General features: G+C 53.8%; 20 protein-coding genes. 4 read left to right on the top strand and 16 right to left on the bottom strand.

Annotated features, from left to right (window positions below; translation table 11 throughout):
* Nucleotide 1: 1 nt before the first annotated feature.
* From ACT3RU_RS07785 to ACT3RU_RS07775, 3 genes are read right to left on the bottom strand one after another with little or no spacing between them, the layout of a single operon-like run.
* A complete protein-coding gene (locus ACT3RU_RS07785) occupies nucleotides 2-1,153 on the bottom strand; it encodes a Gfo/Idh/MocA family protein (protein ID WP_087111938.1) in 1,152 nt (383 codons plus the stop codon).
* A gap of 28 nt (nucleotides 1,154-1,181) precedes the next feature.
* Nucleotides 1,182-2,579 (bottom strand): enolase-like domain-containing protein, encoded by a 1,398-nt coding sequence (locus ACT3RU_RS07780; RefSeq protein WP_192528488.1) that lies wholly within the window; start codon nucleotides 2,577-2,579, stop codon nucleotides 1,182-1,184.
* A gap of 1 nt (nucleotide 2,580) precedes the next feature.
* The gene (locus ACT3RU_RS07775) at nucleotides 2,581-3,393 is read right to left on the bottom strand and encodes a sugar phosphate isomerase/epimerase family protein (protein ID WP_192528489.1); all 813 of its coding nucleotides are present in this window, start codon (nucleotides 3,391-3,393) and stop codon (nucleotides 2,581-2,583) included.
* A 311-nt stretch (nucleotides 3,394-3,704) separates the two neighbouring features.
* Between ACT3RU_RS07775 and ACT3RU_RS07770 the strand changes: the two genes are divergently transcribed.
* Nucleotides 3,705-4,109: a hypothetical protein gene (locus ACT3RU_RS07770; RefSeq protein WP_192528490.1), complete on the top strand. Its 405-nt coding sequence runs from the start codon at nucleotides 3,705-3,707 to the stop codon at nucleotides 4,107-4,109.
* A 78-nt stretch (nucleotides 4,110-4,187) separates the two neighbouring features.
* Here the strand turns inward: ACT3RU_RS07770 and exaC are convergent, their stop codons facing one another.
* The 11 genes from exaC to puuE form a co-directional block, all read right to left on the bottom strand.
* Nucleotides 4,188-5,708 (bottom strand): acetaldehyde dehydrogenase ExaC, encoded by a 1,521-nt coding sequence (gene exaC / locus ACT3RU_RS07765; protein WP_087111927.1) that lies wholly within the window; start codon nucleotides 5,706-5,708, stop codon nucleotides 4,188-4,190.
* A 94-nt stretch (nucleotides 5,709-5,802) separates the two neighbouring features.
* Nucleotides 5,803-8,085: an ATP-binding protein gene (locus ACT3RU_RS07760; RefSeq protein WP_192528491.1), complete on the bottom strand. Its 2,283-nt coding sequence runs from the start codon at nucleotides 8,083-8,085 to the stop codon at nucleotides 5,803-5,805.
* Nucleotides 8,075-8,587 (bottom strand): putative pterin-binding protein, encoded by a 513-nt coding sequence (locus ACT3RU_RS07755; RefSeq protein WP_087111923.1) that lies wholly within the window; start codon nucleotides 8,585-8,587, stop codon nucleotides 8,075-8,077. The genes ACT3RU_RS07760 and ACT3RU_RS07755 overlap by 11 nt, the downstream gene beginning before the upstream one ends.
* A 247-nt stretch (nucleotides 8,588-8,834) precedes the next feature.
* Nucleotides 8,835-9,263 carry a universal stress protein gene (locus tag ACT3RU_RS07750; protein WP_087111921.1) on the bottom strand — a complete coding sequence of 143 codons (429 nt, stop codon included), beginning with the start codon at nucleotides 9,261-9,263 and terminating at the stop codon, nucleotides 8,835-8,837.
* Nucleotides 9,264-9,273: 10 nt separating this feature from the next.
* A complete protein-coding gene (locus tag ACT3RU_RS07745) occupies nucleotides 9,274-11,877 on the bottom strand; it encodes a TRAP transporter permease (RefSeq protein WP_192528492.1) in 2,604 nt (867 codons plus the stop codon).
* Between the two features lie 132 nt (nucleotides 11,878-12,009).
* Entirely contained in the window at nucleotides 12,010-12,990 is a 981-nt protein-coding gene (locus tag ACT3RU_RS07740) for a TAXI family TRAP transporter solute-binding subunit (protein ID WP_087111916.1), read from the bottom strand.
* 537 nt (nucleotides 12,991-13,527) lie between these two features.
* Entirely contained in the window at nucleotides 13,528-14,064 is a 537-nt protein-coding gene (locus ACT3RU_RS07735; protein WP_192528493.1) for a DUF192 domain-containing protein, read from the bottom strand.
* A gap of 13 nt (nucleotides 14,065-14,077) precedes the next feature.
* Nucleotides 14,078-15,547 (bottom strand): pyruvate kinase, encoded by a 1,470-nt coding sequence (pyk, locus tag ACT3RU_RS07730; protein WP_192528494.1) that lies wholly within the window; start codon nucleotides 15,545-15,547, stop codon nucleotides 14,078-14,080.
* A gap of 84 nt (nucleotides 15,548-15,631) precedes the next feature.
* A complete protein-coding gene (locus ACT3RU_RS07725) occupies nucleotides 15,632-16,123 on the bottom strand; it encodes an ureidoglycolate lyase (protein WP_192528495.1) in 492 nt (163 codons plus the stop codon).
* Between the two features lie 44 nt (nucleotides 16,124-16,167).
* Entirely contained in the window at nucleotides 16,168-16,998 is an 831-nt protein-coding gene (locus ACT3RU_RS07720; protein WP_192528496.1) for a bifunctional allantoicase/(S)-ureidoglycine aminohydrolase, read from the bottom strand.
* Nucleotides 16,999-17,009: 11 nt separating this feature from the next.
* Nucleotides 17,010-17,948: an allantoinase PuuE gene (gene puuE, locus ACT3RU_RS07715; protein ID WP_192528497.1), complete on the bottom strand. Its 939-nt coding sequence runs from the start codon at nucleotides 17,946-17,948 to the stop codon at nucleotides 17,010-17,012.
* A 271-nt stretch (nucleotides 17,949-18,219) separates the two neighbouring features.
* Between puuE and ACT3RU_RS07710 the strand changes: the two genes are divergently transcribed.
* The 3 genes from ACT3RU_RS07710 to ACT3RU_RS07700 all read left to right on the top strand — a co-directional run bounded on the left by ACT3RU_RS07710 (nucleotide 18,220) and on the right by ACT3RU_RS07700 (nucleotide 22,017).
* A complete protein-coding gene (locus ACT3RU_RS07710; protein WP_192528498.1) occupies nucleotides 18,220-18,972 on the top strand; it encodes an aspartate/glutamate racemase family protein in 753 nt (250 codons plus the stop codon).
* A 143-nt stretch (nucleotides 18,973-19,115) separates the two neighbouring features.
* Nucleotides 19,116-20,474, top strand: a complete 1,359-nt coding sequence (locus tag ACT3RU_RS07705) for an NCS1 family transporter (RefSeq protein WP_087111903.1) — start codon at nucleotides 19,116-19,118, stop codon at nucleotides 20,472-20,474.
* A 64-nt stretch (nucleotides 20,475-20,538) separates the two neighbouring features.
* A complete protein-coding gene (locus ACT3RU_RS07700) occupies nucleotides 20,539-22,017 on the top strand; it encodes an NCS1 family nucleobase:cation symporter-1 (RefSeq protein ID WP_192528499.1) in 1,479 nt (492 codons plus the stop codon).
* Between the two features lie 146 nt (nucleotides 22,018-22,163).
* On the opposite strand, the gene modF is transcribed toward ACT3RU_RS07700, so the two are convergent.
* On the bottom strand, nucleotides 22,164-23,666 hold the full coding sequence (gene modF / locus ACT3RU_RS07695; protein WP_192528500.1) for a molybdate ABC transporter ATP-binding protein ModF: 1,503 nt from the start codon (nucleotides 23,664-23,666) through the stop codon (nucleotides 22,164-22,166).
* 125 nt (nucleotides 23,667-23,791) lie between these two features.
* A complete protein-coding gene (gene ilvC, locus ACT3RU_RS07690; RefSeq protein WP_087111897.1) occupies nucleotides 23,792-25,264 on the bottom strand; it encodes a ketol-acid reductoisomerase in 1,473 nt (490 codons plus the stop codon).
* Nucleotides 25,265-25,331: the final 67 nt, after the last annotated feature.

The following is a 25,331-nucleotide window of genomic DNA, read 5'->3' as shown; positions in this document are numbered from 1 at the left end:
ATCACTTCTCCAGCGCAGGTACGTCAAGCCAACGGCGCTCGGCGGAACTTTGCAGCGCCAGCTCGGCAAATTGAACGCCCTTGGCCGCTTCGCGCAACGTCCAGCGGTAAGGCGCGTCTTCCACCACGTGGCGGATGAACATTTCCCATTGATGCTTGAAAGCGTTATCGGTCGATTCACGCTCGGGGACTTTCTGCCAGTCGCCGAAGAAGTCCATTGTCTGCTTCTGGTCCGGGTTCCAGGTGGGCTTGGGGGTTGCCTCACGTGGCTGAATGTAGCAATCGGTTAGGCCTGCGACGGCTGAACCATGGGTGCCATCAACATGAAAGGTCACCAGGTCATCGCGGCGCACCCGGGTGTTCCAGCTCGACTTGATATGCACGATAGCGTCGTTGTCGAGTTCCACCGTCGCATAGCAAGCGTCATCGGCCGTTGCCTTGTAGACATTACCGTTTTCATCCCAGCGTTCGGGAATGTGCGTTTTACCCAAGCACACCAGGGATGTCGGCTCACCAAAAAGGTTATCGATGACATAGCGCCAGTGGCACATCATGTCCAGGATCATGCCGCCGCCATCTTCCTTGCGGTAGTTCCAGGAAGGACGCTGTGCAGGCACGGTGTCGCCCTCAAACACCCAGTAGCCGAAATCCAGGTCGACACTCAAAATGCGCCCGAAGAAGCCGGTATCGTTAAGCTGTTTTAGCTTCAGCAAACCGGGAAGCCAGAGCTTGTCCTGGACAGCACCGTTCTTGACGCCCGCTTGTTCGGCGGTACGGGCGATATCGAGGGCATCGGCCAGGTTTTCGGCAATCGGTTTCTCGCAATAAACGTGCTTGCCCGCACTGATCGCCTTGCGCAGTAATTCACAACGCAACTGTGTTGAGGCCGCGTCGAAAAAAATGCGGTCATCCTTATTGGCCAGCGCCGCATCCAGGTCGGTGGTCCAGCGCTCCACCTTGTAGGTTTCCGCAAGGCGTTTGAGCTTGTCTGCATTACGGCCTACCAGGATCGGGTCGGGGATGACTCGGTCGCCATTACTCAGGGTGACACCGCCTTGATCGCGAATAGCCAGGATCGACCGAATCAGGTGCTGATTCATGCCCATACGGCCCGTAATGCCATTCATGATGATGCCTAAAGATTGTGTAGCCATTGACTATCCTCTTGTTGCTTTTATGTCGTTAGGTTATGACGCGCATAACGTCATACGCAGGTACTGCTTCGCTGGTAAAACCGATACCGCCGAGCGAATCCAGGGCAATACGCCCTTCATTAATTCGCAGATGCAGCCCACTTTCGTCACGTCGATATAACGAAGGGTGGGCTTGAGCGAAGGCGTCCATTTCAGACTCCGCCGCTCCACTCATACCGTCCACATAGTGATGACCATTGCGCTCAACGTGCTCCAAGCCCAGCAGCGCTACCAGGGCTAGATCCTGTTGCACACAAAGCCCTGCCTGAGTGGTCAGGTCCTCTCCCGACAAAAACCAGCCCTCCCCTGGCCAGTGCTGTGTTCGAGCAAGATTGATCAGGGAGCGATACAGGCCCTTGCAGTTCTTCGACGAAACGCCCTGATAACCAAGTTCACGAGCCCGGTGATAACTGTTCAGTTCACTGTCACTTTCGTCGATCAGCAGGGGGACGCGCCGTGACAACGCATGCACCGGGCAGTCCAGCGCCAACGCTCTGGGTAGTGGCTGCTCTACAAAGAGCAATACTTGACGCAGACGGCGCAGTGCAGGCGCTCCTTCGATGGCATCAAGCAGGTCGACGAAATGCTGCACGGATGCGAACTGCTCATTACCATCCAGCGTGACTCGATAGTCAGGCAGCCGTTCCAGCAACGCCGCTATATCGGTCAACCGCTGTAGATCCGTATGCAGATCGCCACTGACCTTTAACTTGAAGTAATTCGGCTGGTAAACATAGATCACTTCACTGAGGCTTTCGGGAAGACCGTCATCGAGGCGCTCAGTGATGTCGTTGGGCGTCAAGGCATCGGCAAGACCAACGGTATGACGCAAGGCGATGCTTGATCGGGGTTGCAAGCTGGCCAGAAACTCATCCAACTCAAAACCTTCAAGGTCATCCGGCAAGTGCTCGGATGTAAGCCCCGCCACGTTGCGCTGAATAACCTGGTAAAAAGAGAGCTTTTTTAGCCGGGCCAGCGCATCAAGCACGGCTCTGGCCATTAGCGCTGGGCCGAAACCGGCCACTAGTCCGTTTTCATCGGAAAGCGTTTTGCGCTGTTTGGCATCCAGGCGCCAGGCATGGTCGGCGGCGGTCAAAGGGTCTTCGGCATTCAGCGTGAGATCAATGGCGCACTTAACTGAACGGCGCAGTTGATCAACATTGTCCGCTTCGCTCAGCGCAGGTGATTTATCAAACCATTTAGGCACCATCAGTTCAGCGGCGTGTCCGTCAGCTTCAAGTCCGGTATCTGCATCCCGAACCTTAATCCGCAAGTAGACTTGCGTCGCTTCGCGCAGCGTCACCACGCCAAAGCGAAACGGGAGCCGCATACGGAGGTCTCTTTCAAAGGCCACGGCTGACAATACAATCAGTTTGGGAGCATTCATTTCATACCTCCATGAGCCCGCGCAGGTAGCCAATAGCGCGCGCCGCCGTGGCTTGGCCATCGGGTTCATAGATAAAGGGCTCAACCGCCAATGTCCCCGCCCAACCATGCCGCCCAAGCGCTTCAATCACTCCTCGAAAACGATTATCACCCTGGCCGGGGCCACGTCGGTTGCGATCATTAACTTGAATATGAGCAATCAGCCCGGATGGCAGCCAGGTTTCCAACAGCTGGGCAGGTGTATCGGTTTCGGTGTTAGCCGCGGCGGATGTATCCAGCATGGTTTTCAGATGAGGTCGGTCCAGTCGCTTAACCAGTTCTACAGCTTCCGACAGGGTGTTAATGAAGTTGGTCTCTCTGCGCGCAAGCGGTTCAATGCAGTAGGTAACACCTGCCTGCGCTGCCCGCTCTCCCGCTGCGTCAAAGAACGCTTCCGCGCGCTCGCGGTCCCCATCACGGCTCAAGTGGCGTTGGCTGGGTGATCCATGCACCAGCACAGAACCACCAAGAACTGCACACTGATCAATCAGCCGATACATCAACTCGAACGTCTGGTCACGCAAGGTTTTGTCAGGATCGACAATGGATAAGCCCTTCGGTGCCACCAGTAGCCAATGCAGGCTGGTAATAGCGATTCCGGCATCCTCGGCCATAGCTTTGTAACCAAGAAGTTCTTTTTCGGACAAATTTCCAGGATTACCTGACAAGGTATAAGGCGCGACTTCAAGACCGTCATACCCCAGCTCGTATGCGTACTGGCATTGATGTTCGAAATCAAGATGTGCCAAAACTTCATTGCACAGTGAGATTCTCATTGGCTACCTTTTTATTTTTATAACCGTTTAGTTACTTAAAAGCTAGCAATAGCCAATTGATCTGTCAATCCTGTTTAAGTCGGATTGTTGGCCAAAATGACGTACAAAACCTTATACAAACTTCTGAAGTGAGCGGCGCCATCCCTCCCGCCCACTGCCAACCTTGCACGGCACCAATTCCCTACCAACATTGAGCCCTATAATCGGTGCTACACGATTGAAGGGATCATCACCGTTATTGCACACTCCGTGCATACGGTTTGCACTCCCCCGCTCAATACTGACATTGTCAACTTACCAGGAGGTACGTTATGAAAATGTCATTACGCCAAATGTTTGCCCCGGCTCTGCTGGCTATCGCGCTAACCCCACTTGCTGTGGTTGCACAGGCAGACCAGCATGAAGGTCGTCATTCAGGCGCTGACCGCGAAGCCTTCTCGCAGCGCATGGAAGAGCGCCGCCATGAAGTGTACGACCGCGCCGGTTTGAACGAGGAGCAGCAAACGGCCCTCAATGAGCTAAACGCAGAGCACTTCCAGGCCATGCAGGCGTTGCGTAAAGAGCATCAGGATAAAGTTGCGGATATTCTTTCCGAAGAGGAGCGCGAGTCTTTAAAGAACGCCATGAAAGAAATGCGTGACGAGCACCACGGGGATGGTAGAGGCCACGGTAGACACGGTCAGCGTGAAAACAGTGCGGAAACGGCTAGCGAATAAACGCTTTCTGCCCGCTTGATACGTCAAAACGCCCGGCTTTTGCCGGGCGTTGCTGTGCGTATACCAGGATGGCTGCGACTAAAAGAAGCCCAGCGGATTGATGTCGTAACTGACCAGCAGGTTTTTGGTTTGCTGATAATGCTCAAGCGCTACCTTGTGGGTTTCACGGCCAACGCCGGACTTCTTGTAGCCACCAAATGCCGCATGAGCGGGATATTGGTGGTAGCAGTTGGTCCATACGCGACCAGCCTGAATGCCCCGCCCCATGCGAAACGCAACGTTAATATCCCGGCTCCATACACCTGCACCCAAGCCAAACTCGGTGTCGTTGGCAATCGCCAGCGCTTCTTCTTCATCCTTAAAGGTGGTGACCGCCACCACCGGGCCAAAGATCTCCTCCTGGAAGACGCGCATTTTGTTGTCGCCTTTCAGCAGCGTCGGTTGGATGTAGTAACCCTTGTCGTAGCTGGGGTCGAAGCTTTCTTTACCTCCACCGGTCAGAAATTCAGCGCCTTCCTCACGGGCGATATCCATGTACGACATGATCTTGTCGTACTGCTCTTGAGAGGCCTGAGCGCCTACTTGCACGTCGGTATCCAAGGGGTTGCCACGCTTAATAGTCTTGGTGCGCTCAAGCACCTTGACCATGAATTCTTCGTACATGCTCTCTTGAATCAGCGCACGTGAGGGGCAGGTACACACTTCGCCCTGGTTAAAGAAGGCCAGCACTAGACCCTCTACCGCTTTATCGATAAACGTCGGCTCGGCGTTCATGATATCGGCAAAGTAGATATTGGGTGATTTACCGCCCAGCTCCACGGTGGAAGGAATAATGTTTTCAGCGGCGCACTTAAGAATATGTGACCCCACCGGCGTGGAACCGGTGAAGGCGATTTTGGCGATACGTTTGCTACTGGCCAGTGCCTGGCCGGCTTCTGCACCGAAGCCATTGACGATGTTGACCACACCCGGCGGCAGCAAATCTCCAATCAATCCCATCAGCACCAGCACAGATGCTGGCGTTTGTTCGGCAGGTTTAAGTACTACGCAGTTACCGGCGGCAAGCGCAGGGGCCAGCTTCCAAACAGCCATTAAAATCGGGAAGTTCCAGGGGATGATCTGACCCACCACGCCCAGCGGCTCATGAAAATGATAAGACACTGTGTTGGCGTCAATATCAGCAGCGGAGCCTTCCTGCGCCCGAATGCAGCCCGCAAAGTAGCGGAAGTGATCAACCGCCAAAGGAATATCAGCATTCAGGGTTTCACGCACGGCCTTGCCGTTATCCCAGGTTTCTGCCACGGCCAGCTTTTCAATGTTCTGTTCAATGCGATCAGCAATTTTTAGCAGGGTATTGCTGCGCTCAGCGGCAGAGGTTTTCCCCCAAGCAGGTGCAGCCTTATGGGCTGCATCGAGGGCTTTATCGATATCGTCAGCAGTAGAGCGCGGAATTTCGCAGAAGACCTGACCATTCACAGGGCTAATATTATCGAAATACTGCCCATTAACGGGCGGAACAAACTCACCACCGATGTAATTACCATAGCGTTTTTCAAACGAGACGACGGACCCATTATCACCCGGATTGGCATAAATCATGAGAAGGCTCCTGAGGATTATGATTATTAAACGTGCCCTAACAGTATTGTTTATTATTGCCAATGACGATATAGCTTGATGCCGGGGTTAGCCCTTATCCCTTGGTAGAAGACTGCCTCTGCCGCCAACGTTTGAGTGCGCTGTGGGTTCGTGCTGCGGTGTGGCGCACTACACCAAGTGATTCATCAAGCTGGCTTTTTGTATTTCCCTCCTCACGAGCTAACACTTCAAGGCTTTTGGCCTTCTCCGCCAGCGCCTCTGCGCCCATACTCAGTGACTCCCCACGAAGCTGATGTGCCAACCTGACTATCTGCTGCCGTGCCTGTTCGCTAAAAGGCGCTTCCGGCGTGGCAAGGCACGCGCTCAGTTGGGACACGTAGTCGCTGATCTGCTGATGATACAAAGCAACCAGATTTATCAAGTGCTCATCGCCCAGACTCTCCTGAAGCATGCTGAGCGTGTCAGCATTCAGTACATTGTGCTCAAAAACATTGTGTTCAAAAACATCGCGCTCAAACGTATCGCCCTGCAACTGCGCAGGTAGCGTTGTTTTACGGGCTGGCGCTGTCGGCGATAAATGCAGAGCAAGCACGTCACCCAGTGCCCGAAGCGAAAGCGGCTTGGTAATGTAGTCGTTCATTCCGGCAGCCAGGCAGCGCTGACGGTCATTGCCTCCCGCCGTCATGGCAACAATGGGCACGTTCGCCAACCAGCCTCCTTGCTCGCGCAGGCGCTGCGTCACCATCAGGCCATCCATATCGGGCAGCTGTATATCCATAAAGATTAAGTGCACCGGCAAGGACGTCGCCATGTCTAGCGCATCCTGCCCATTCTCGGCACACACGACCTCGCACCCCAAGCGTGACAAAAGTTCGATCGCGACTTTGCGATTAATGGCGTTATCCTCCACTAACAGCAGTGCTGTACCCGCAAAGTTTCTCGTCTGCTCATTAGGAAGCGCTGCCTCGACGGGCATCGCTTTAACCAGCGGCAGTTTGCACCAAAATGTACTTCCCTGCCCCAGCCTACTCTGCACACCCAACTGCCCGTTCATGGCTTCACTTAAGCGCTTACAGATAGCAAGCCCAAGGCCAGTTCCCCCGTAGCGGCGAGCGACCGATGCACCCGCTTGCTGAAAAGGTTCGAATAACGTCGTTTGTTGCTCTTCACTAAGCCCGCACCCAGTGTCGCTAACTTCCAGCAGCTGGTGTTCCACCGTTGAAGAGACCCGAACAGTGATCGCTCCGTGATCGGTGAACTTGGTCGCGTTCGCCACAAGATTAAGTAAAATCTGCCTCAGACGACCTGCATCAGCCATCACCCAACGCGGTACCAGCGGGTCGATATGCATGCTTAATGCAACCCCTTTGGCGCTCGAACGCGGTTCAAATAGCGCTACCACGCTATCAACCAAGGGCCTTAATTCAGTAGGTGACGCTTCAAGTGTTAAATGCCCTGCTTCGATTTTGGAGAAATCGAGAATCTCATTGATCATGGCTAACAGCTGGTTGGCGCTCTCATGAATCGTGCGCGCGTAATCTTCTACCTGGGCCGAGCTTGCTGGCTCACTTAGCAGCTCGCTCATGCCGATCACGCCATTAAGCGGGGTACGGATCTCATGGCTGACCATGGCCAGGAAGTCGGACTTGGCATGATTAGCAGCCTGCGCCTGCTCAGCGGTCACTTCCAATTGCTGGCTTAGTTGCTCCTGTCGGCGCCGGGCTGTCGCACTTTCACGCATTTCTCGAATCAGGAACGCAATGACCAACAGCACGGCCAGGCTCATACCGACCAGCAGCGTCATTAATAATTTATAAAGCGTGCTTAACACACGACGCTCTTCAGTGGCAGACTCCGCCAGGTAACCGTTGATGGTGATGACAAACCGCTCGGTTAGCTGGGTGAGTGCTTCAAGCTCTGCTTCAATTAAAACAACGGGCAGTTGATCCAGCACTTCATGAGGTGCAAACAAGAGGTCCAGCGGTTCCATCTGCTGGCCTATTTGCGTTAGCAACTGCCCCGCCCCTTCAATGTCAGTAATCAGCGAGTTAACTTCCCCTTCTTGAAGCAACATAAGGCGGCTATACAAAAGCTCAAAGCGCATATTCAGCTCGTTTTGAGCCGCCAGGGTCATCTCTGCACGGGATTCTGAAAGCAAGTGATTAAGCAATTGTACTGCGTCACGATCGAGTTTATAGGCTACCCAGGAGGTATCTTCGCGCAGACTCTGTGTGAGATTGTCCTGCCGCCAAGAGGCCAGAGCAGCGACTACTAATGCTGATGCAAACAGCAACACGGTAATAATGGCCACCAGTTTAAGGCGACGAGGGTAACGCAGCAGGCGGGGCGAGCTCACCTTGGCTCGGTTAAAGAACATCTATACGCCTAACCTGCCAAACAGCTCTAAAGCGCACTCTTTCACTTAACAGCGTCTCGTCCTGATCAAACGGATAAAGCACCCAAAGAGGCCCGAACTCACGAATAGGGATGAGCTGGTTATTTCGTTTAAGCGCCAGAATGACGTCGTAATCATAAAAATCCTTGATCGGTATTTCAGCCACATAGCCGTTAAGGGCCGCTACCTCTATCGCATCACTCTTGGCACCTACGAGCTCAAGCACATCACGTAACAACGGGCCTGAATATTGGCTGACGCCACTTGTCCAAGGCGTGCTCGTTTCAAACGCGTGCTGTGGCAGACCTTCTAACATGTCAATATCAAAGTCGGCACCCACCTCGGTATTCACATTTGCAATATTGCCCCTTACTTCCAGCAAAACGGCACCGTCTGGTGCTTCCAAGGGGGTGGACACATCGGCAAATCCAGCCAAGGGAGACCCTAGCGCCAGCAGAACCCACCCCAGTAATAATGTTCTCACGATGACATCCTCATATAACTTTGCTCTATAGTTTTCTATTCAACTTTCGATACAGACACCCGTAGAGTATCGCGATCTGCTTGCCCAGGTCAGGAAAAAAAGCGATTTTATATATTAATTACAGTTAGATACACCTAAATAACCACTTAAAGACTATTATTTTACTAGTTGTTATCGTGGGGTTAAAAAAAACTCCAGCTCATATGAGCTGGAGTTTTCATAGTGCCTGACACCTTTTAAAAAGCGGCTAGCGAACGATCATGACGGACACCTTTGAATGATGAACAACATGCTCAGCATTCGGGCCCAGTACATAGTCGACAAACTTATGCCGAGTATGAGAAGCCATCACGATCAGGTCAACGTCCAGCTTTTTACCCACCTTAATAATGGCCTCCCAAGGGGAGCCATCAACAATAATGCTTTGGGTTTTAACATCCTGCGGAATATTGTCCTGAATAAACGTATGCTGCGCCTCTTTCATGGCCTCATGCGCTTTTGCAGAAAAATTCTTGGGGAAGTAAGCCCCTACCATCGGCATTTTGAGTTCTGGCAGCACAGTGACAATGTGCAACGACGCACCGAAGGTCTGGCAAAGCGTTACCGCCGTGGGCAACGCTTTCTTCCAGGAACCCTCTTCATTCAAGTCCACGGGCAGTAATATTTTTTGGTACATGACAACCTCCCTAGGCCACTGCCGCGCCATCATGATCAGACTTTTTACTACGCCGACGACGCTGCATGAGCACAACAAAACCAAATATTGCCAACGCCGGTAGCCACATCCACTCTTTCGTCCAGCGGTTTACAGGGGCCAGTACTTCGATAATCTCCTGGTCGAAGTCAAAGCCCAGGTCCGCGGCCTGACTACCGAAGGCGACGAAGTCGACAAGCGTTTGATCACCGTCTACATACAGCTCCATACCGAGGTTTTCCAGACGCTCCTGGCCCGTATCACCACGAGGTACCGGGACCAGTACGTAGGTCGTCATTGGTGAACCAAAGTCATCTTCACCGGCGATTTGCACTCGCAGATTACTGCCATCCTCGACACGCTCAAGGGCATCAGCAAACTGGGCAGGCGGCACCGACTCATACGGGTCATGTATCTTGTCCATCCAGAAGCCTGGGCGGAAGAGCGTGAAAGCGACCAACAGCAGCAACAGCGACTCATACCACCGATTGCGCGTTAGCATGTAACCTTGCGTGCCCGCGGCGAAAATCAGCATCGCAACGGTGGCCACAACAAACACCACCACGCCCTGCATCGGAGTAACATCAATGAGCAGCAGGTCCGTATTAAAGATAAACAGAAACGGAAGCGCTGCCGTACGCAGACTGTAGTAGAACGCCTGGAAGCCTGTACGAATCGGGTCCCCTCCCGACACGGCGGCTGCCGCAAAAGAGGCCAGCCCCACGGGCGGCGTCACGTCCGCCATAATGCCGAAATAGAACACGAACAGGTGTACAGCGATCAGCGGCACAATCAGGCCATTTTGCTGGCCCAGCATCACAATCACCGGCGCCATTAAGGCCGAAACCACAATATAGTTAGCGGTCGTGGGCAAGCCCATGCCTAAAATCAAGCTCAACAAGGCGGTTAAAAACAAAATCATCATCAGGTTACCGCCTGACAGGATTTCAACCACATCTGCAAGCACCAGGCCCACACCGGTTTGCGACACCGCGCCCACCACGATACCCGCGGTGGCCGTCGCGATACCGATACCGATCATGTTACGCGCGCCGGTCACCAGGCCGTCCCACAGGTCCAAAAAGCCCTCTTTGATATCGGCTGCCATTTTGCTGCGCCCACGAAAGGTGGCAATAATCGGACGCTGCGTCACCATAATAAAGATCATGAACACCGTGGCCCAAAAGGCGGAAAGCCCAGGCGAGAGCCGCTCGACCATCAAGCACCAAACCAGCACAACAACCGGCAAAATATAGTGCAAACCGACCATAACGGTGGGCCGTGTTTGCGGCAGTTTAATAACCTTGGCGTTAGGGTCGTCCATTTCCAGCTCAGGATAGCGAGACCCGATTTTTAAAAGTCCTACATAAATAACGGCCAGGCCGATTGCAATGACCCACGGCGTCGCCTCTCCCAGCAAGGGTTTGAGCCATCCAAGGCCGTAATAGACCACCACCGACAGCCCCATTAACAGCAGCAGGCCGGTTAAAAAACCAATGATTTTGTTGAGCAAGGGACGGGCAGGGTTGTTGGAAGGCAGCCCTTGCATATTGGCTTTAAGGGCTTCCAAGTGAACGATATAAATCAATGCAATATAGGAAATAATCGCAGGCAGGAAGGCATGCTTAATAACGTCCACGTACGAGATGCCTACATACTCAACCATCAAAAACGCAGCCGCGCCCATTACCGGCGGCATGATTTGCCCATTCACCGATGAGGAGACTTCAATTGCACCGGCTTTCTCAGCGCTAAATCCCACCCGTTTCATCATGGGAATAGTGAAGGTACCCGTTGTTACCGTATTGGCAATGGACGAGCCGGAGATTAGCCCGGTCATGCCAGATGCCACAACGGCCGCCTTTGCAGGGCCGCCTTTAAGATGGCCTAACATCGAGAACGCGACTTTTATAAAATAGTTACCGGCACCAGCCTTATCGAGCAACGCACCAAACAACACAAACAGAAAGACAAAGCTGGTAGATACGCCTAGCGCGATACCAAAGACACCCTGGGTACCTAACCACTGGTGGTTGATCAACCCTCCCAGGCTTACGCCCCGGTGGGCAAGAATGCCCGGCATGTACGGGCCAAACAGGGAGTACCCAATAAATATCGCGGCAACCACCATCAGGGGTGGGCCAAGTGCACGCCGAGTAGCTTCCAGCAGCATGATAATGCCGACGATGCCCACCACGATGTCCTGCGTGATAGGGCGCCCGGGACGCTGCGCCAACTCTGAATAGAAAAGAAACAGATACCCACCGCAAAAGGCCGCCACCGCTGCAAACATCCAGTCCTGTAGCGGAATACGGTCGCGCGGTGAGCGCTTTAACGCGGGATAGGCCATATAGGCCAAAAACAGCGCAAACGCCAAGTGGATAGAGCGTGCTTCGGTAGCACTAAAAACACCGAAGCCGACCATATAAGGGAGTGGAGATGCAATCCATAGCTGGAACAGCGACCACGCTGCTGCAATGCTTACCAGCAACTTACCGGGTACGCCGTGAGGCTTCCTTGCCCCTGTGTCACTGGCGGCGACCATATCCTCCAGGTCGCTCTCAGTGGCGTTAGAGGGTTGTTTGTCATCACGCATACGCTTGCCCTGCCTAATGGTCAGCGCTGACAATCAGCGCTTTCAACAAGAAGCGCGGACACCCGAGGTGCCCGCGCTTGAACTTCAAAAGCAATCGCTATTGATCCTGGCTAATAGCGTCACACTTGGGTCTTATTCGATCCAGCCACGCTCGCGGTAGTAACGTGCAGCGCCATCGTGCAGCGGTGCTGTTAGACCGTCAGAAATCATGTCTTCTTCGTTAAGATTTTCAAACGCCGGGTGCAGGCGTTTGAAACGATCAAAGTTATCAAATACCGCTTTAACTGTTTCGTAAATCACCTCTTCATCCACGTCAGCAGATGAAACGAAAGTGGCTGCTACACCGAAGGTTTCAACGTCTTCGTCGTTACCACGGTACAGACCACCAGGGATCACAGAACGCGTGTAGTAAGGATACTCTTCGATCAGCGCATCGATTTCATCACCAGTGACCGATACCAGGTTCGCATCAATCGTGGTGGTGGCTTCCTGGATAGAGCCATTCGGGTGGCCTACGACATAGACCATCGCATCGATGTTGTTATCAGACAGAGCTGAAGCCTGTTCCGCCGCATCCAACTGAGATGCCAGCGCGAACGTATCTTCGTCCCAACCAAACGCTTCCATGACGACATCCATGGTGTTGCGCTGGCCAGAGCCTGGGTTACCAATGTTAACGCGCTTGCCTGGGAAATCGCTGATATTGTCGATACCCGCATCCGCACGCGCGACAACAGTAAGAGGTTCACCATGCATGGTGAATACCGCACGCATGTCCTCCCAAGGGCCTTCTTCTTCAAAGTTGGCTTCGCCGTTGTAAGCACGGTATTGAACGTCAGACTGGACAACGCCCAGATCCAACTCACCGCTTTTCATGCCATTCACGTTGGCAACAGAGCCGCCTGTAGAAGGCGCATTACAGCGAATGCTGTGCTCTTCGCTGCCACGGTTAACCATACGGCAGACCGATTGGCCTACGACGTAGTAAACACCGGTCTGGCCGCCTGTGCCGATTGTAATATAGCGCTCTTGAGCAACAGCGGGGGCAGCAAACGTAGCTGCTGCGATCAACGCGCCAGAAAAAGTGGCGGTAGAAAACACATGGCGATTCATGGATACACCTCTATCTTGATGTTGTGAGCGTTATGCGTTTTGGAACCACCGATGATCTGTTCCCTCGGGTGATTTTTCTTCCAAAACGTTTTCAAGACAAACTGTTACAGTTCGACATTCTGTAGTGCCGACCTTAACTACTTTAGCGAAAAAAACGCTAATTAGCGAAGCCAATGCGTGGCTTCAAGTATACGTGCGGCGCCTATTGAAACACGACTCTAACGCTACGTAACGTTTAGTCACCGTTAATTGCTATGCCTCTTTTGCATAGGGGGTATGAGATAAGCAATCAAACTTCCCGAAAACCTGCTTGGGCCGCCTGGAGGCTGGCTGCTTAATAAGGTATAGCTCAATAGACGGGGGTAGCCAAAATACAACCACTAAAACCCTGGGCGCCAAAACCCGCACGAAGGCTCCCTGGGTACTCGCTACCTGCACTCCGGCAACGGCAAGAACCACCCACGCCTTAAGCGTGATGTGGTTCCTTTTTACCGTTTCTTATGGCGATGCAAGCACCGACCGACACTTTGCAGATGCCTATTGATCGATGGGCTTGCAGAAGCCGGCTTGATCCGGAATCGAAATACAGTCGCCCACTTTAATACCCCGTTCAGCGAAGTAGCCGCCATTGACTTCAAGGGCTGCCCAAAAGGCGGCACCTGCCGGATAGGAGGGACAATTGGTCGGAACACTGGCCTCACAGGGAGGCATGGTGTTAATCGCTACGATACGCCCCTCCTGATCGATAAACGCGATATCCAGCACAATGAGCGTGCGGTACATCCAAAAAGTGTTGCCAGCAGGCTGCTCGCTCTCAAAACGAAACAGCATGCCGCGGTTTTCAGGCAGTGATTCACGCTCCATCAACCCTCGCTGACGCTGCGCCGCGCTTTTGGCCACTTCCACTTCCAGCCGGTGTGGGCCTCCGTCACTATGAATAGCCAGGGACAGTAAATCGCTCTCTGGGTCAACGCCCTCAGCCCAGGCGAGCGCGCCCCAAACCGTACCGGGAAGCAGCGCGGCCAAAGGCAAACCTAATGCAGCTTTTAGCATAAGACGACGAGTCGGGTTCATGGAGGCAGGTCCTTTAGTCAGCAGGCTGATCAATCGTCATGACTTTCATCGTATTGGTACCGCCATGGGCATTCATGTGATCGCCCCGCGTCAGGATGACATGATCCCCCGGCTCGGCAAGCTTATGTTGTACCAGCAGTTCCAGCGCACGGCGATTAAGCTCGGTCGCGCTCATTTCTGACGTATCAAACGGGAGCGACACGACGCCACGATAAAGCGCCATACGCCGCTGCGCGATGGGGTTATGGGCAAGGCCGACAATCGGCAAACCAGAACGAATGCGCGAGGCAATCAAGGGTGTATAACCGGAGGCGGTCATGCAGGCAATCGCAGCCACACCGGTCATATGGTTGGCGGCATACATCGCTGAAAGGGCGATAGTTTCATCGGGGCGAGTAAAGCCTTCATGAATCCGGTGGCCCGACTCTTGGGCCACCTTTTCACGCTCAGCGCCCAAACAGACACGCGCCATGGCTTCCACGGTTTCCACCGGATAGTCGCCTGCGGCAGTTTCCGCTGAAAGCATCACGGCATCACTGCTATCCAGCACGGCATTGGCCACATCAAACACTTCAGCGCGGGTAGGCAACGGCGCCGAGATCATACTTTCCATCATTTGGGTGGCGGTAATCACCGCACGGTTGAGCGAGCGAGCGCGCTTGATCATGCGCTTTTGCACGCCCACCAGTTTGGCGTCACCAATCTCTACGCCCAGATCACCGCGTGCCACCATAACCGCTTCAGAGGCTTCGATAATACCGTCAAGCGTCGCCTCATCGGCAACGGCCTCGGCACGTTCAACCTTGGCCACCAAGCCAATCTCTTTACCCTCTTCGCCCAACAGCCGACGCGCTTCAAGCATATCTTCGGCATGGCGCGGGAAAGAAATCGCCAGGTAATCGACGCCAATCTCAACGGCGGTTTTTAAATCCTGTTTATCTTTATCCGTTAGCGCCGGGGCAGAAAGCCCGCCGCCCTGCTTGTTAATACCCTTGTGGTTGGAGAGTTTGCCCCCTACTACCACTTGGGTATGAACCTGCTGGCCTTCTACACGGGTAACGTCCAACACCACACGGCCATCATCCAGCAGCAGGCGGTCGCCAGCGCCCACATCCTGAGCAAGAGTTTTGTAGTCGCAGCCCACTTGATGAACATCGCCTGCATCACTGTCCATCGCCATATCCAGCACAAACGGCTGCCCCTCTTTCAGGGTGACCATGCCCTCTTTAAAACGGGCAATGCGAATTTTGGGGCCCTGGAGATCCCCCAGTGCTGCCACGCTGCGCCCCAGCTTGGCAGCAATTTCGCGCACCCGTAAAAGACGCTGACGATGATCATCGGGCGTACCGTGGGAGAAGTTCAAACGTACGACATCTACCCCCGCTTTCAGCATTGCCTCCAAAACACCCTCACGGTCACTGGCGGGTCCCAGGGTGGCAACAATTTTGGTACGGCGAAGCGGGATATGTGTCTGTGCGTTCATAGTTTCCCTAAACAATCACGGGGTTTGTCATTAGCGTATCAGTATAAGACCACCAGGATGACAACCGTAAGGCGTGTGCACAAGTTATTCGCGTAAATCGACCGTAATTTCGAGCGAACACTCTTCGCAGTTATTACCTTCGCCACCGCGATCCACCACTAAAAACTCGCCTTCACGCTCAAGCACCGACTGTATTGCATGCCAAGTGCCCGCTCGGTAGTTAACTCCCTGGCGGCCGTCGGTAACAAACGCACGCACTGCCTTTGGATCAATCGTCTCGCCTAGCGGTGCGACCACCACAATAAAACGCTCCTGATGCAGCGGCATAAATGCCTGGCTGCCCAGAGGGTGGCGCTCTAAAAAGGTTAATTCAAGCGGTAAGGAAACGGGCTGACTCACAAACAGATTGATCAGCGTGTGGGCGTTTTCACCCAGGGTCTGCACCTTCGCCAGGTCGTGATGGCGCTGGGTACGCCCGGCGTTAATGGCAAACGAGGGTGACTCGCGCGCGTCGATGACCTCGCCAAAAGGCGCGAAGGCCTCACGCGTCAACGGCTCGGCGGTGAGTGTCAGCATGTTGGCCTCCTCATGGCTTTCTTCATTTCAACGAAAGCTTCATTTCAGCGAAAGAGCTTGAGCTTTGCGTGGCGATTGACGTCCTTGTAAAGCAGGTAGCGAAACTGCCCCGGACCGCCGGCATAGCAAGCCTGAGGGCAGAAAGCGCGCAACCACATGAAATCCCCCGCTTCCACTTCCACCCACTGCTGGTTCAGGTGATACACCGCCTTGCCTTCCAGCACGTAAAGGCCATGCTCCATGACGTGGGTTTCATCAAACGGAATCACGCCGCCGGGCTGGAAGTTGACGATGGTGACGTGCATATCATGGCGCACATCGTTAGGGTCGACGAAACGGGTGGTCGACCAGCGCCCTTCCGTGCCGGGCATCTCGCTGGGCGTGATCGCTTGCTCGTTGGTGACGAAGGCTTCCGGTACATCAAGGCCTTCCACGTACTCGAAGGCCTTGCGAATCCAGTGAAAGCGAACGGGCTCGCGGGATTCATTGCGCACTCGCCACTCCACACCCGGCGGAATAAACGCATAGCCGCCCGGCGCCATGGCATGGCGCACGCCGTCCAGACTCAGCGACAGCTCGCCTTCGACCACGAACAGCACACCTTCGGCATCCTCCTCAGGCTCGGGCTTGTCGCTTCCGCCGCCGGGCTGCACTTCCATGATGTACTGGGAGAAGGTCTCGGCGAAGCCGGAGAGCGGTCGCGCCAGCACCCAAGCACGGGTGCCCTGCCAAAACGGCAGGTTGCTGGTGACGATATCGCGCATGACGCCTTTCGGGATTAGCGCGTAAGCTTCGGTAAAAACGGCCCGATCCGCCGTTATTTGGGTTTGCGGTGGATGCCCGCCTTGAGGGGCATAATAAACTGGGTTGCTCATTGAATGACCTTTTATGAGGTAACGGGCGGATGGTGTTTCGCCCAGTGACGGGCGATATCGACGCGTCGGGCGACCCATACGCGATCATGGGTTTCTATATAGTCCAAAAAGCGCTGTAGGGCGCGGAAACGTCCCGGGCGCCCCAACAAGCGGCAGTGCATGCCGATGGAGAGCATCTTGGGCGCTTCTTCACCCTCTTCATACAGCACATCAAAGGCATCGCGTAGGTAAGTAAAGAAGTGATCCGCCGTATTGAAGCCCTGCGGCGCAGCAAAGCGCATATCGTTGGTGTCCAGCGTATAGGGCACAATCAGATGAGAGTGATCACTCCCTTGGCTGTCGGTAACAGTCGTCCAAAAGGGAAGATCGTCGCCGTAATAGTCACTATCGTAAAGAAAACCGCCTTCATCCAGAATCAGCTTACGGGTATTGGGGCTATCGCGCCCGGTGTACCACCCCGCTGGCTTCTCTCCGTATAAGCGCTGAAATATCTCCACGGCTTTTTGCAGGTGTTCACGCTCAATGTGTTCGGCTACTTCCTGGTAGTGAATCCAGCGATAGCCGTGGCACGCGACCTCATGCCCCAACGCTTTGAATGCCTGGGCGACATCAGGGTTTCGCTCTAGCGCCATCGCCACACCGAATACCGTTAAAGGCAGCCCCCGCCGCTCAAATTCGCGAAGGATCCGCCACACGCCTGCCCGAGAGCCGTACTCGTATATCGACTCCATGCTCAAGTGGCGGTCGGCGTAACTGGCCGCGCCGATAATCTCGGATAAAAACTGCTCAGAGCCATTATCTCCGTGCAGCACGCAGTTCTCCCCACCCTCTTCATAGTTGAGGACGAACTGCACGGCGATTTTGGCCTTGCCTGGCCAGTTGGCATGCGGCGGTGTGCGCCCATAGCCCTTTAAGTCACGCGGATAGCAGAGGTCAGTGGTTAGCGTCATCAGCGGGCCCTTCGGTTATCACCAAGCGTATAAATTTAATTAATCGATCAGTCTTGTATACAAAATAAACACATTAATAGTCCACGGCAATATGCCCAGGAGTGACTGACCAACACATCACACCTCTTGTAACTTAAAAAACTCTAAGCCTGAGTGCGTATTCGAATCTATTAGCCTTTTTAATGAGAGTAAAGACCTTGCTCTTGGCGATAAAGCCCCCTATTTTTGTATACAAGATACCTCGAATTGTTTACCTATAGGATCGCGTGCTGTGCACATACATATTATTAACCCCAATACGACGGCATCCATGACCCAAGCCATTGGGCAGGCTGCTGAGCTTTACGCCTCTCCGGGGACCCACATAAGCTCGTCTCAACCTGAATCAGGTCCGGTTTCCATTGAAAGCCATTTTGATGAAGTTGTAAGCGCGGTAGGCGTGGCCGAAGAGGTGCTTAAAGGTGAGCAACAAGGTGGTATTGATGCCTATATTGTGGCCTGCTTTGGCGACCCTGGTCTGCTTGCCGCACGTGAGTTAACCCGTGCCCCGGTGATTGGCATTGCAGAGGCAGCCTTCCATTTAGCCACGCTAATCAGCACGCGCTTCTCCATTGTTACCACCCTGGGGCGTACCGGCATTATTGCCGAGCACCTGCTTGAGCAGTACGGCTTTCGCCACCACTGCCGACGCATTCGCGCCGCTGAAATTCCGGTACTAGACCTTGAGCACCACCCCGATGCGGCGTTTACCCGAATTGTCGAGGAGTGCTGCCGCGCCAAGGATGAAGATGATATCGGCGCCATTGTGCTGGGCTGTGGTGGCATGGCGAACCTCACCCAACAGATTAGCCGCGAAGTGGGCATACCCGTCGTTGAAGGTGTAAGCGCAGCCTTGAAGCTTGCAGAATCCCTGGTCGGCTTGGGACTGCATACCAGCAAACATGGCGACCTTGCTTACCCACGACCCAAGCCTTTTACCGGTAAGTTTGCAGCCCTATCAAACCTTCAATTGCCGCTTAAATAGCACGGTCATCAGAAGGTCAGAAATTCGTTAAGCAGTGCATTCGTAAAAGAACCAGAACGTCCAGTAGTACGCCATGCCGCAAGCATCTTTCAGGCTAAAACCTGAGAAACCAACAATACTCATAATCTTGCGAGGACGACATCATGAGCATTTCAAATGCTGCTCTTGCGTCAGAAGACTCTTCTACAGCGCGCACCAAAGCCCTGGGGGAGGAAAGCCTGGCCCCCCAGGGTACCCGAATTATGGGGCGAGGCTCCTACTTTCTGGCCTGGTTTGGTGGCTGCGTTTCCATCGGTACCTTTGCCATGGGCTCAAGCGTTGTAGGTACGTTAAACCTGCTACAGGCAACGCTTGCCATCGCCATCGGGTGCTTTGTCATCGGCATTGCGCTGGCGATTAACGGTGCGGCGGGCTACAAATACGGCATTCCGTTTATGGTGCAGGCGCGCAGTGCATTTGGGTTTACCGGTACGCGTATTCCCGGTCTGGTTCGCGCGTTGCCTGCCGTGGTGTGGTACGGCTTTCAAAGCTGGATTGGCGCAGGGGCACTCAACATGGTGTCAGCGACCCTATTCGGCTTTGATAACCTGGTGTTTTACTTTATTACCTTCCAATTCCTGCAAATCGGCCTTTCGGTGATGGGCTTTCAAGGCATCAAGTGGCTGGAAAATATCGGCAGCGCGTTTATTTTGGCATCGCTGATGTACATGTTTTACGCCACGGTGCAGCGCTATGGCGATGAATTATCCGCCAGCCTGTTCACCATGGAAGGCTCTTGGGGTATGCCATTCTGGGGCGCCACCATGCTCTTTTTAGGCATCTACAGCACCATGATGCTTAACGTCAGCGACTACTCACGTGAACATAAAAAAGGCACGGCCCAGAGCCTGCTTACCACCATTTACGCCATGTCAATTCTACCCTGCACGCTGTTTATGGGCCTGATCGGCTATATGGTGTCGGAAGCCACAGGCACCGCAGACCCCATTCAGGTGTTTGCCAATGCAGTGGATAACACGCCGCTACTAATGACCACTCTGCTGTTTATCGCCTTTGCCCAGGTCACGACCAATGTACTGAACAACGTGGTGCCGCCTACCTATGTACTAATGGACATCTTCAAGATCAAGTTCCCGGTCGCGACCGTCATTGTCGGCCTATTAGCGTTTGCCACTTTCCCCTGGAAGCTGGTTCAACCGGGCTCAGCCGCCGGTTTACAGCTGTTTGTCCAAACCTACTCGGCCTTTCTTGGCCCTATCTTTGCCATCCTGGTGGTGGATTACTACATCATCCGCCGCCGCACGCTGGATATCAGCAAGCTCTACGATCCCACCGGTCCTTATCAAGGCGTCAATAAAGCGGCTCTCGTTGCGACCGCGGTGGGCATCCTGGCAGCACTCTCTTTCTCTGCGGTCTCCTGGTACGCCAGCTTAATTCCCGCCGGCCTTACCTATTACCTACTGATGAAACACTGGCCCGCCTGCCAGCGTTTTACACGCTAACCCTTCCCAACCGGCGGCTGCACACGTGTAGCCGTGCTGACGATTAATGCAGAGAGAGCCTGCCATGCATGAGCAACCGCCTAACAGCGATCTTGATATCAAGCAGTTCGATCCCTCGCTTTATAATGAAGACTTGGCCCCCTTAAAGCCCCAGGCACGTACCTGGGGTGCATTTGAAATCTTTAACGTGTGGTCCAACGATATTCAAAGCCTGTTTGGCTATACCCTCGCGGCATCACTGTTCCTCACCTATGGCTTGAACGGATGGGCAGTGATGGCAGCGATTATTCTCGCCGGTGTCATTGTGATGTATCTGGTGAACCTCACGGGTAAACCAAGCGTTAAATACGGCATCCCTTTTCCAGTGATGGTGCGCGCCAGCATGGGCGTGCGCGGTGCCAATCTGCCTGCCATGCTACGCGCGATTGTGGGTATCTTTTGGTACGGCGTGCAGACCTATTTCGCATCAACGGCAGTCGCCCTGCTGATTACCGCCTTTATTGGTGCGGGCAGTGGCACGACCTTCCTGGGCCTTTCTGGCGTCGCATGGGTGTCTTTTGTCATCGTGTGGCTTTTTCAAATCGCGATCTTCTGGCAAGGCATCGAACGGATTAAGCACTTTTTAAACCTGGCAGGCCCGCTGGTGTACGTGGTTATGGTCGTGCTGATGGGGATTGTCTGGTACCAGGCAGGAGACGAGTTGCTACCCGCCATTGGAACCATCTTTAGCGGAAGCGGTGAGCAAAACGTGGGCGCCGTAGGCGCGTTTCTTGCCATTGTAGGCACCATGGTGGCCTACTTTGCGGCCGTGGTGATCAACTTTGGCGACTTTACCCGCTTTGTAAAAACCGAGCGGCAAATGAAGCTGGGCAACCTGCTTGGGTTACCGCTTAACGTGGCGTTTTTCTCGTTTATCGCGCTTATTATTACTGCCGGTACGCTGGTACTGTTTGGCGAGGCGCTCACCAACCCCGCCGACATTGTTGAGCGCGTTGATTCATTACCGCTGACCATCATCGCCGCCCTCACCTTCTTTGCCGCTACCGTGGGCATTAACCTGGTCGCCAACTTTATTCCGCCCGCTTATGACCTGGCCAACCTCTTTCCCAGCAAAATCAGCTTTAAGGTGGGTGGCTTGATTACCGCCGTTATCGCCTTTTTTGTCGGCGCCTTCTGGATATCGTTTATCAGCCAGATCGGCATTCCCGGTTTCGTAAATGCGCTAGGCGCCATCGTCGCCCCGTTCTACGGCATTATCGTGGTGGACTATTACCTGATTAAACGCCAACAGCTGGATATTCAGGCGCTGTTCTCATCGAAACCAGGCAGCACCTACTACTACACCAACGGCTGGAATTCGCGTGCGCTGATTGCGTTCGGTGGCGCAGCGCTTTTCTCACTCTCTACGGTGTTAGTCCCCGCCCTTTCAAGCTTGGGCGGCTACGGTTGGCTCATTGGTGCAGGATTAGGAGGCGCGTTCTACTTTGGCTTGATGCGACAGTTTAAGGCAGCACCCACCTTTACCCAGCAGAAGGCAAGTTGAGGTGAGTGAGTTTTAACGGATACTTCAGGAACTGGTGATTTAAAAACTGATGATTTCAAACTGACAGTTTAGGCAACTTGAAAGCGCCATTAGCTTCGTGCCGATGGCGCTTTTTAGGGTGAAAGCGGCTACGAAAACGTCGGCGCCTAATGGTTTTTATCAAGCGTTAAATGGTTGTCTATTTCCTTTATCCTGTCTTCCGTGTGGTGATTGACGTACAGCACCGTGGTTTCCTTGCCTTCACAGATTTTCTCGATGAGCGCGAGAACGAGCTGGCGGTTCATGTCGTCAAGACCCAGGCAGGGCTCGTCGAGTATCAGAAGCGGTGGGTGCTTCACCATGGCACGGGCAATCAGTAGCAACCGCTGGTCGCCGTAGGAAAGCTTATTGAACGGCTGATCGGCACGCGTTTTCATACCCAATAAATCAAGCCATTGGTCGGCAATCTTTTGCTGATTATCGGTAGATTTTGTGTAAACGCCGATACTATCAAAAAAGCCCGAGATGATGACGTTCCTGCAGCTAGTGCTGACACGATACTCCCATTGCAGGGCCGTGGAGACATAGCCAATAAACTGCTTGATCTGCCAGATACTTTCGCCGTTACCGCGCTGGAAGCCAAACACGAAAATATCGTTGGTATAGCATTGCGGGTGGTCTCCCGTGATCAAGGACAATACGCAGGTTTTACCGCTGCCGTTAGGACCACTCAGTTGCCAGTGTTGCCCGCGTTCGATCGTCCAGTCGAGCGAGTCCACAATGACGGTATCGCCGTATTTAATCGTCGCTTGCTTAAGCTTCACTAACGGCTGGTTGGGGTCGAGCGCGGGCAACTGATGGGCAGGGTCGGCCTCGGGCACGCTTAGGTCAGTCGTTTTCAAATGCAGCAGTTGGTAAAGCTCGTTGAAAGCGGCCTCATCCCGGCGGTCTACCGTGAACGCCAGGCGCCCCTTCTCGCCACCTTTTTTATCCCCGCGTTTTTTATCCCCCTGTGACGGTTCCGGCCGGTCTTTATCCAGGTAAGCCACATGAGTGATGAAGTCCGGCATTTCGTCGAAGCGATTGAGCACCATCACCATGGGGACGCTTTCGATAATAGAGGCAAGATGTGCTTGCAGCATGGTGAGCGTGTCGACGTCCAGGCCATCGAACGGCTCATCTAGAATGAGCAGATCGGGCTTGTTAGCCAGCGCTCGGATCAGCATAACTTTGCGGGTTTCACCCGTGGAGAGTTTGCGAAAGGCGCGGTCGAGGAGTGTCGTTAGGCCGAATTTTTCAACCAGCTCGCCAGCGAGTTCGGCATCCTGGCAGTGCTCGAAAATCATTTCACTGACCGGCGTGCCAAGCGACACGACATCCATGATGTCGGCATCGTCTTTTTTCAGCTCTTCTGCGATAAGCTCGGCCTGCACTTCAAAAGAGACCAGCCCGACGCGCTCGGGAAGCCCTTGAACAGTGCCCGCTTCAATCTTGCCAACGCCAGCCAGTGCCGCCGCCAGGGCCGACTTACCGGAACCGTTAGCGCCGGTGATGACCCAATGCTGGTGAGGTTCGATGGTCCAGTCAATCTCGCTTAGGGTGAAGCGATCATCAAAACTGATCGTCGCATTGTTTAGCTGAATGCTCGCCAAGCGGGTTGAAGGCTCCATGAACATGTTCCTTACATTGGTAAAAAATCAGGGTTCGGAAAGTCTTTATCCAGGGACAAAAAAGCCGAGCATATCGTGGTGGATATCTCGGCTTTCAATTGATTACCTAACGATTAACCCTCGGGTTAAACGATCTTCTTCATATCGGCCATGTGGCCACGCAGCACGGCGCCAACAGCTTCCACCGGATGAGCGCGAAGCGCATCGTTGACGTCAATCAAACGTGCGTTATCGACACCGTTGTCGTCCAGATCAAGGCCTTTACCGATGACATCGGATTTAATGCCCTTCATGAAGTCTGCCAACAGCGGCACACAGGCGTGGTTGTACAGGTAGCAACCGTACTCCGCGGTATCAGAGATCGTCGCGTTCATTTCGTACAATTTCTTGCGCGCGATGGTGTTCGCGATGAGCGGCGTTTCGTGTAGCGACTCGTAGTAAGCAGACTCGGCAATAATGCCCGCTGCAGTCATGGTTTCGAACGCAAGCTCAACGCCCGCTTTCACCATGGCGACCATCAAAATGCCGTTGTCGAAGAATTCCTGCTCGGAAATTTCAACGTCGCTAGCAGGCGTTTTCTCGAAGTTGGTTTCGGCAGTGTCTGCACGCCATTTCAGAAGGTTAGCATCATCGTTCGCCCAGTCTTCCATCATCGTGCGGGAGAAGTGGCCGCTCATGATGTCGTCTTGATGCTTGTTGTACAGCGGACGCATGATGTCTTTCAGCTCTTCCGCCAGATCAAAGGCCTTGATCTTGGCCGGGTTGGAAAGACGGTCCAGCATGTTGGTCACGCCGCCGTACTTAAGCGCTTCGGTGATGTTTTCCCAGCCGTACTGAATCAGCTTGGAGGCGTAACCTGGCTCAATACCTTCTTCGATCATTTTATCAAAGCAGAGGATAGAACCGGTTTGCAGCATACCGCAAAGAATCGTCTGCTCGCCCATCAGGTCGGATTTAACTTCCGCGATGAAAGAGGACATCAACACGCCCGCTTTGTGGCCGCCAGTGCCCACTGCGTAGGCTTTCGCCAGCGCAAGCCCTTCGCCTTTAGGATCATTGGCTTCGTGCACAGCGATCAAGGTAGGAACGCCGAAACCACGAACGTATTCAGCACGCACCTCAGAGCCCGGGCACTTGGGCGCCACCATGATGACGGTCAGGTCATCACGAACCTGCATGCCCTCTTCAACGATGTTGAAACCGTGGGAGTAGGACAGGCAAGCGCCTTCTTTCATAAGCGGCATAACAGCGTTCACTACCGCTGTGTGCTGCTTATCCGGCGTCAGGTTCAAAACGATATCTGCCGTGGGAATCAGCTCTTCATAGGTACCCACCACGAAACCGTTTTCAGAGGCGTTTTTCCAGGACTGACGCTTTTGCGCAATGGCTTCAGGACGCAGTGCGTAGGAAACGTCCAGGCCGCTGTCACGCAGGTTCAAGCCCTGGTTGAGACCTTGCGCGCCACAGCCAATCACTACCATTTTTTTGCCTTTCAGCGCGTCGACGCCATCAGCAAATTCTGAGCTGTACATGAAACGACATTTTGCAAGCTGAGCCAGCTGTTCGCGTAGCGGTAAGGTATTGAAATAGTTAGCCATCGTTTACATCCTGATTAAGTATCATCACGCTATCGATGCACGACACACCGACACGAAAAAAGTGACA

Origin of the sequence: Halomonas sp. TP35 (assembly GCF_052375975.1) — a bacterium.
In the GTDB taxonomy this organism is placed as follows: domain Bacteria; phylum Pseudomonadota; class Gammaproteobacteria; order Pseudomonadales; family Halomonadaceae; genus Vreelandella; species Vreelandella citrativorans.
The sequence above is the reverse complement of the archived record's forward strand: the minus strand, read 5'-3'. Positions and strand labels throughout refer to the sequence as shown.

Bases quoted from the DNA above. Each gene is read 5' to 3' on its own strand.
- ACT3RU_RS07775 (WP_192528489.1), bottom strand. From the start codon at position 3,393: ATGAGAATCTCACTGTGCAATGAAGTTTTGGCACATCTTGATTTCGAA.
- ACT3RU_RS07740 (WP_087111916.1), bottom strand. From the start codon at position 12,990: ATGAATCGCCATGTGTTTTCTACCGCCACTTTTTCTGGCGCGTTGATC.
- ACT3RU_RS07750 (WP_087111921.1), bottom strand. From the start codon at position 9,263: ATGTACCAAAAAATATTACTGCCCGTGGACTTGAATGAAGAGGGTTCC.
- modF (WP_192528500.1), bottom strand. From the start codon at position 23,666: ATGGAGCCTTCAACCCGCTTGGCGAGCATTCAGCTAAACAATGCGACG.
- ACT3RU_RS07760 (WP_192528491.1), bottom strand. From the start codon at position 8,085: ATGTTCTTTAACCGAGCCAAGGTGAGCTCGCCCCGCCTGCTGCGTTAC.
- ACT3RU_RS07720 (WP_192528496.1), bottom strand. From the start codon at position 16,998: ATGAGCAACCCAGTTTATTATGCCCCTCAAGGCGGGCATCCACCGCAA.
- ACT3RU_RS07770 (WP_192528490.1), top strand. From the start codon at position 3,705: ATGAAAATGTCATTACGCCAAATGTTTGCCCCGGCTCTGCTGGCTATC.
- ACT3RU_RS07725 (WP_192528495.1), bottom strand. From the start codon at position 16,123: ATGCTGACACTCACCGCCGAGCCGTTGACGCGTGAGGCCTTCGCGCCT.
- ACT3RU_RS07785 (WP_087111938.1), bottom strand. From the start codon at position 1,153: ATGGCTACACAATCTTTAGGCATCATCATGAATGGCATTACGGGCCGT.
- ACT3RU_RS07780 (WP_192528488.1), bottom strand. From the start codon at position 2,579: ATGAATGCTCCCAAACTGATTGTATTGTCAGCCGTGGCCTTTGAAAGA.
- exaC (WP_087111927.1), bottom strand. From the start codon at position 5,708: ATGATTTATGCCAATCCGGGTGATAATGGGTCCGTCGTCTCGTTTGAA.
- ACT3RU_RS07745 (WP_192528492.1), bottom strand. From the start codon at position 11,877: ATGCGTGATGACAAACAACCCTCTAACGCCACTGAGAGCGACCTGGAG.
- pyk (WP_192528494.1), bottom strand. From the start codon at position 15,547: ATGAACGCACAGACACATATCCCGCTTCGCCGTACCAAAATTGTTGCC.
- puuE (WP_192528497.1), bottom strand. From the start codon at position 17,948: ATGACGCTAACCACTGACCTCTGCTATCCGCGTGACTTAAAGGGCTAT.
- ACT3RU_RS07705 (WP_087111903.1), top strand. From the start codon at position 19,116: ATGAGCATTTCAAATGCTGCTCTTGCGTCAGAAGACTCTTCTACAGCG.
- ACT3RU_RS07735 (WP_192528493.1), bottom strand. From the start codon at position 14,064: ATGAACCCGACTCGTCGTCTTATGCTAAAAGCTGCATTAGGTTTGCCT.
- ilvC (WP_087111897.1), bottom strand. From the start codon at position 25,264: ATGGCTAACTATTTCAATACCTTACCGCTACGCGAACAGCTGGCTCAG.
- ACT3RU_RS07700 (WP_192528499.1), top strand. From the start codon at position 20,539: ATGCATGAGCAACCGCCTAACAGCGATCTTGATATCAAGCAGTTCGAT.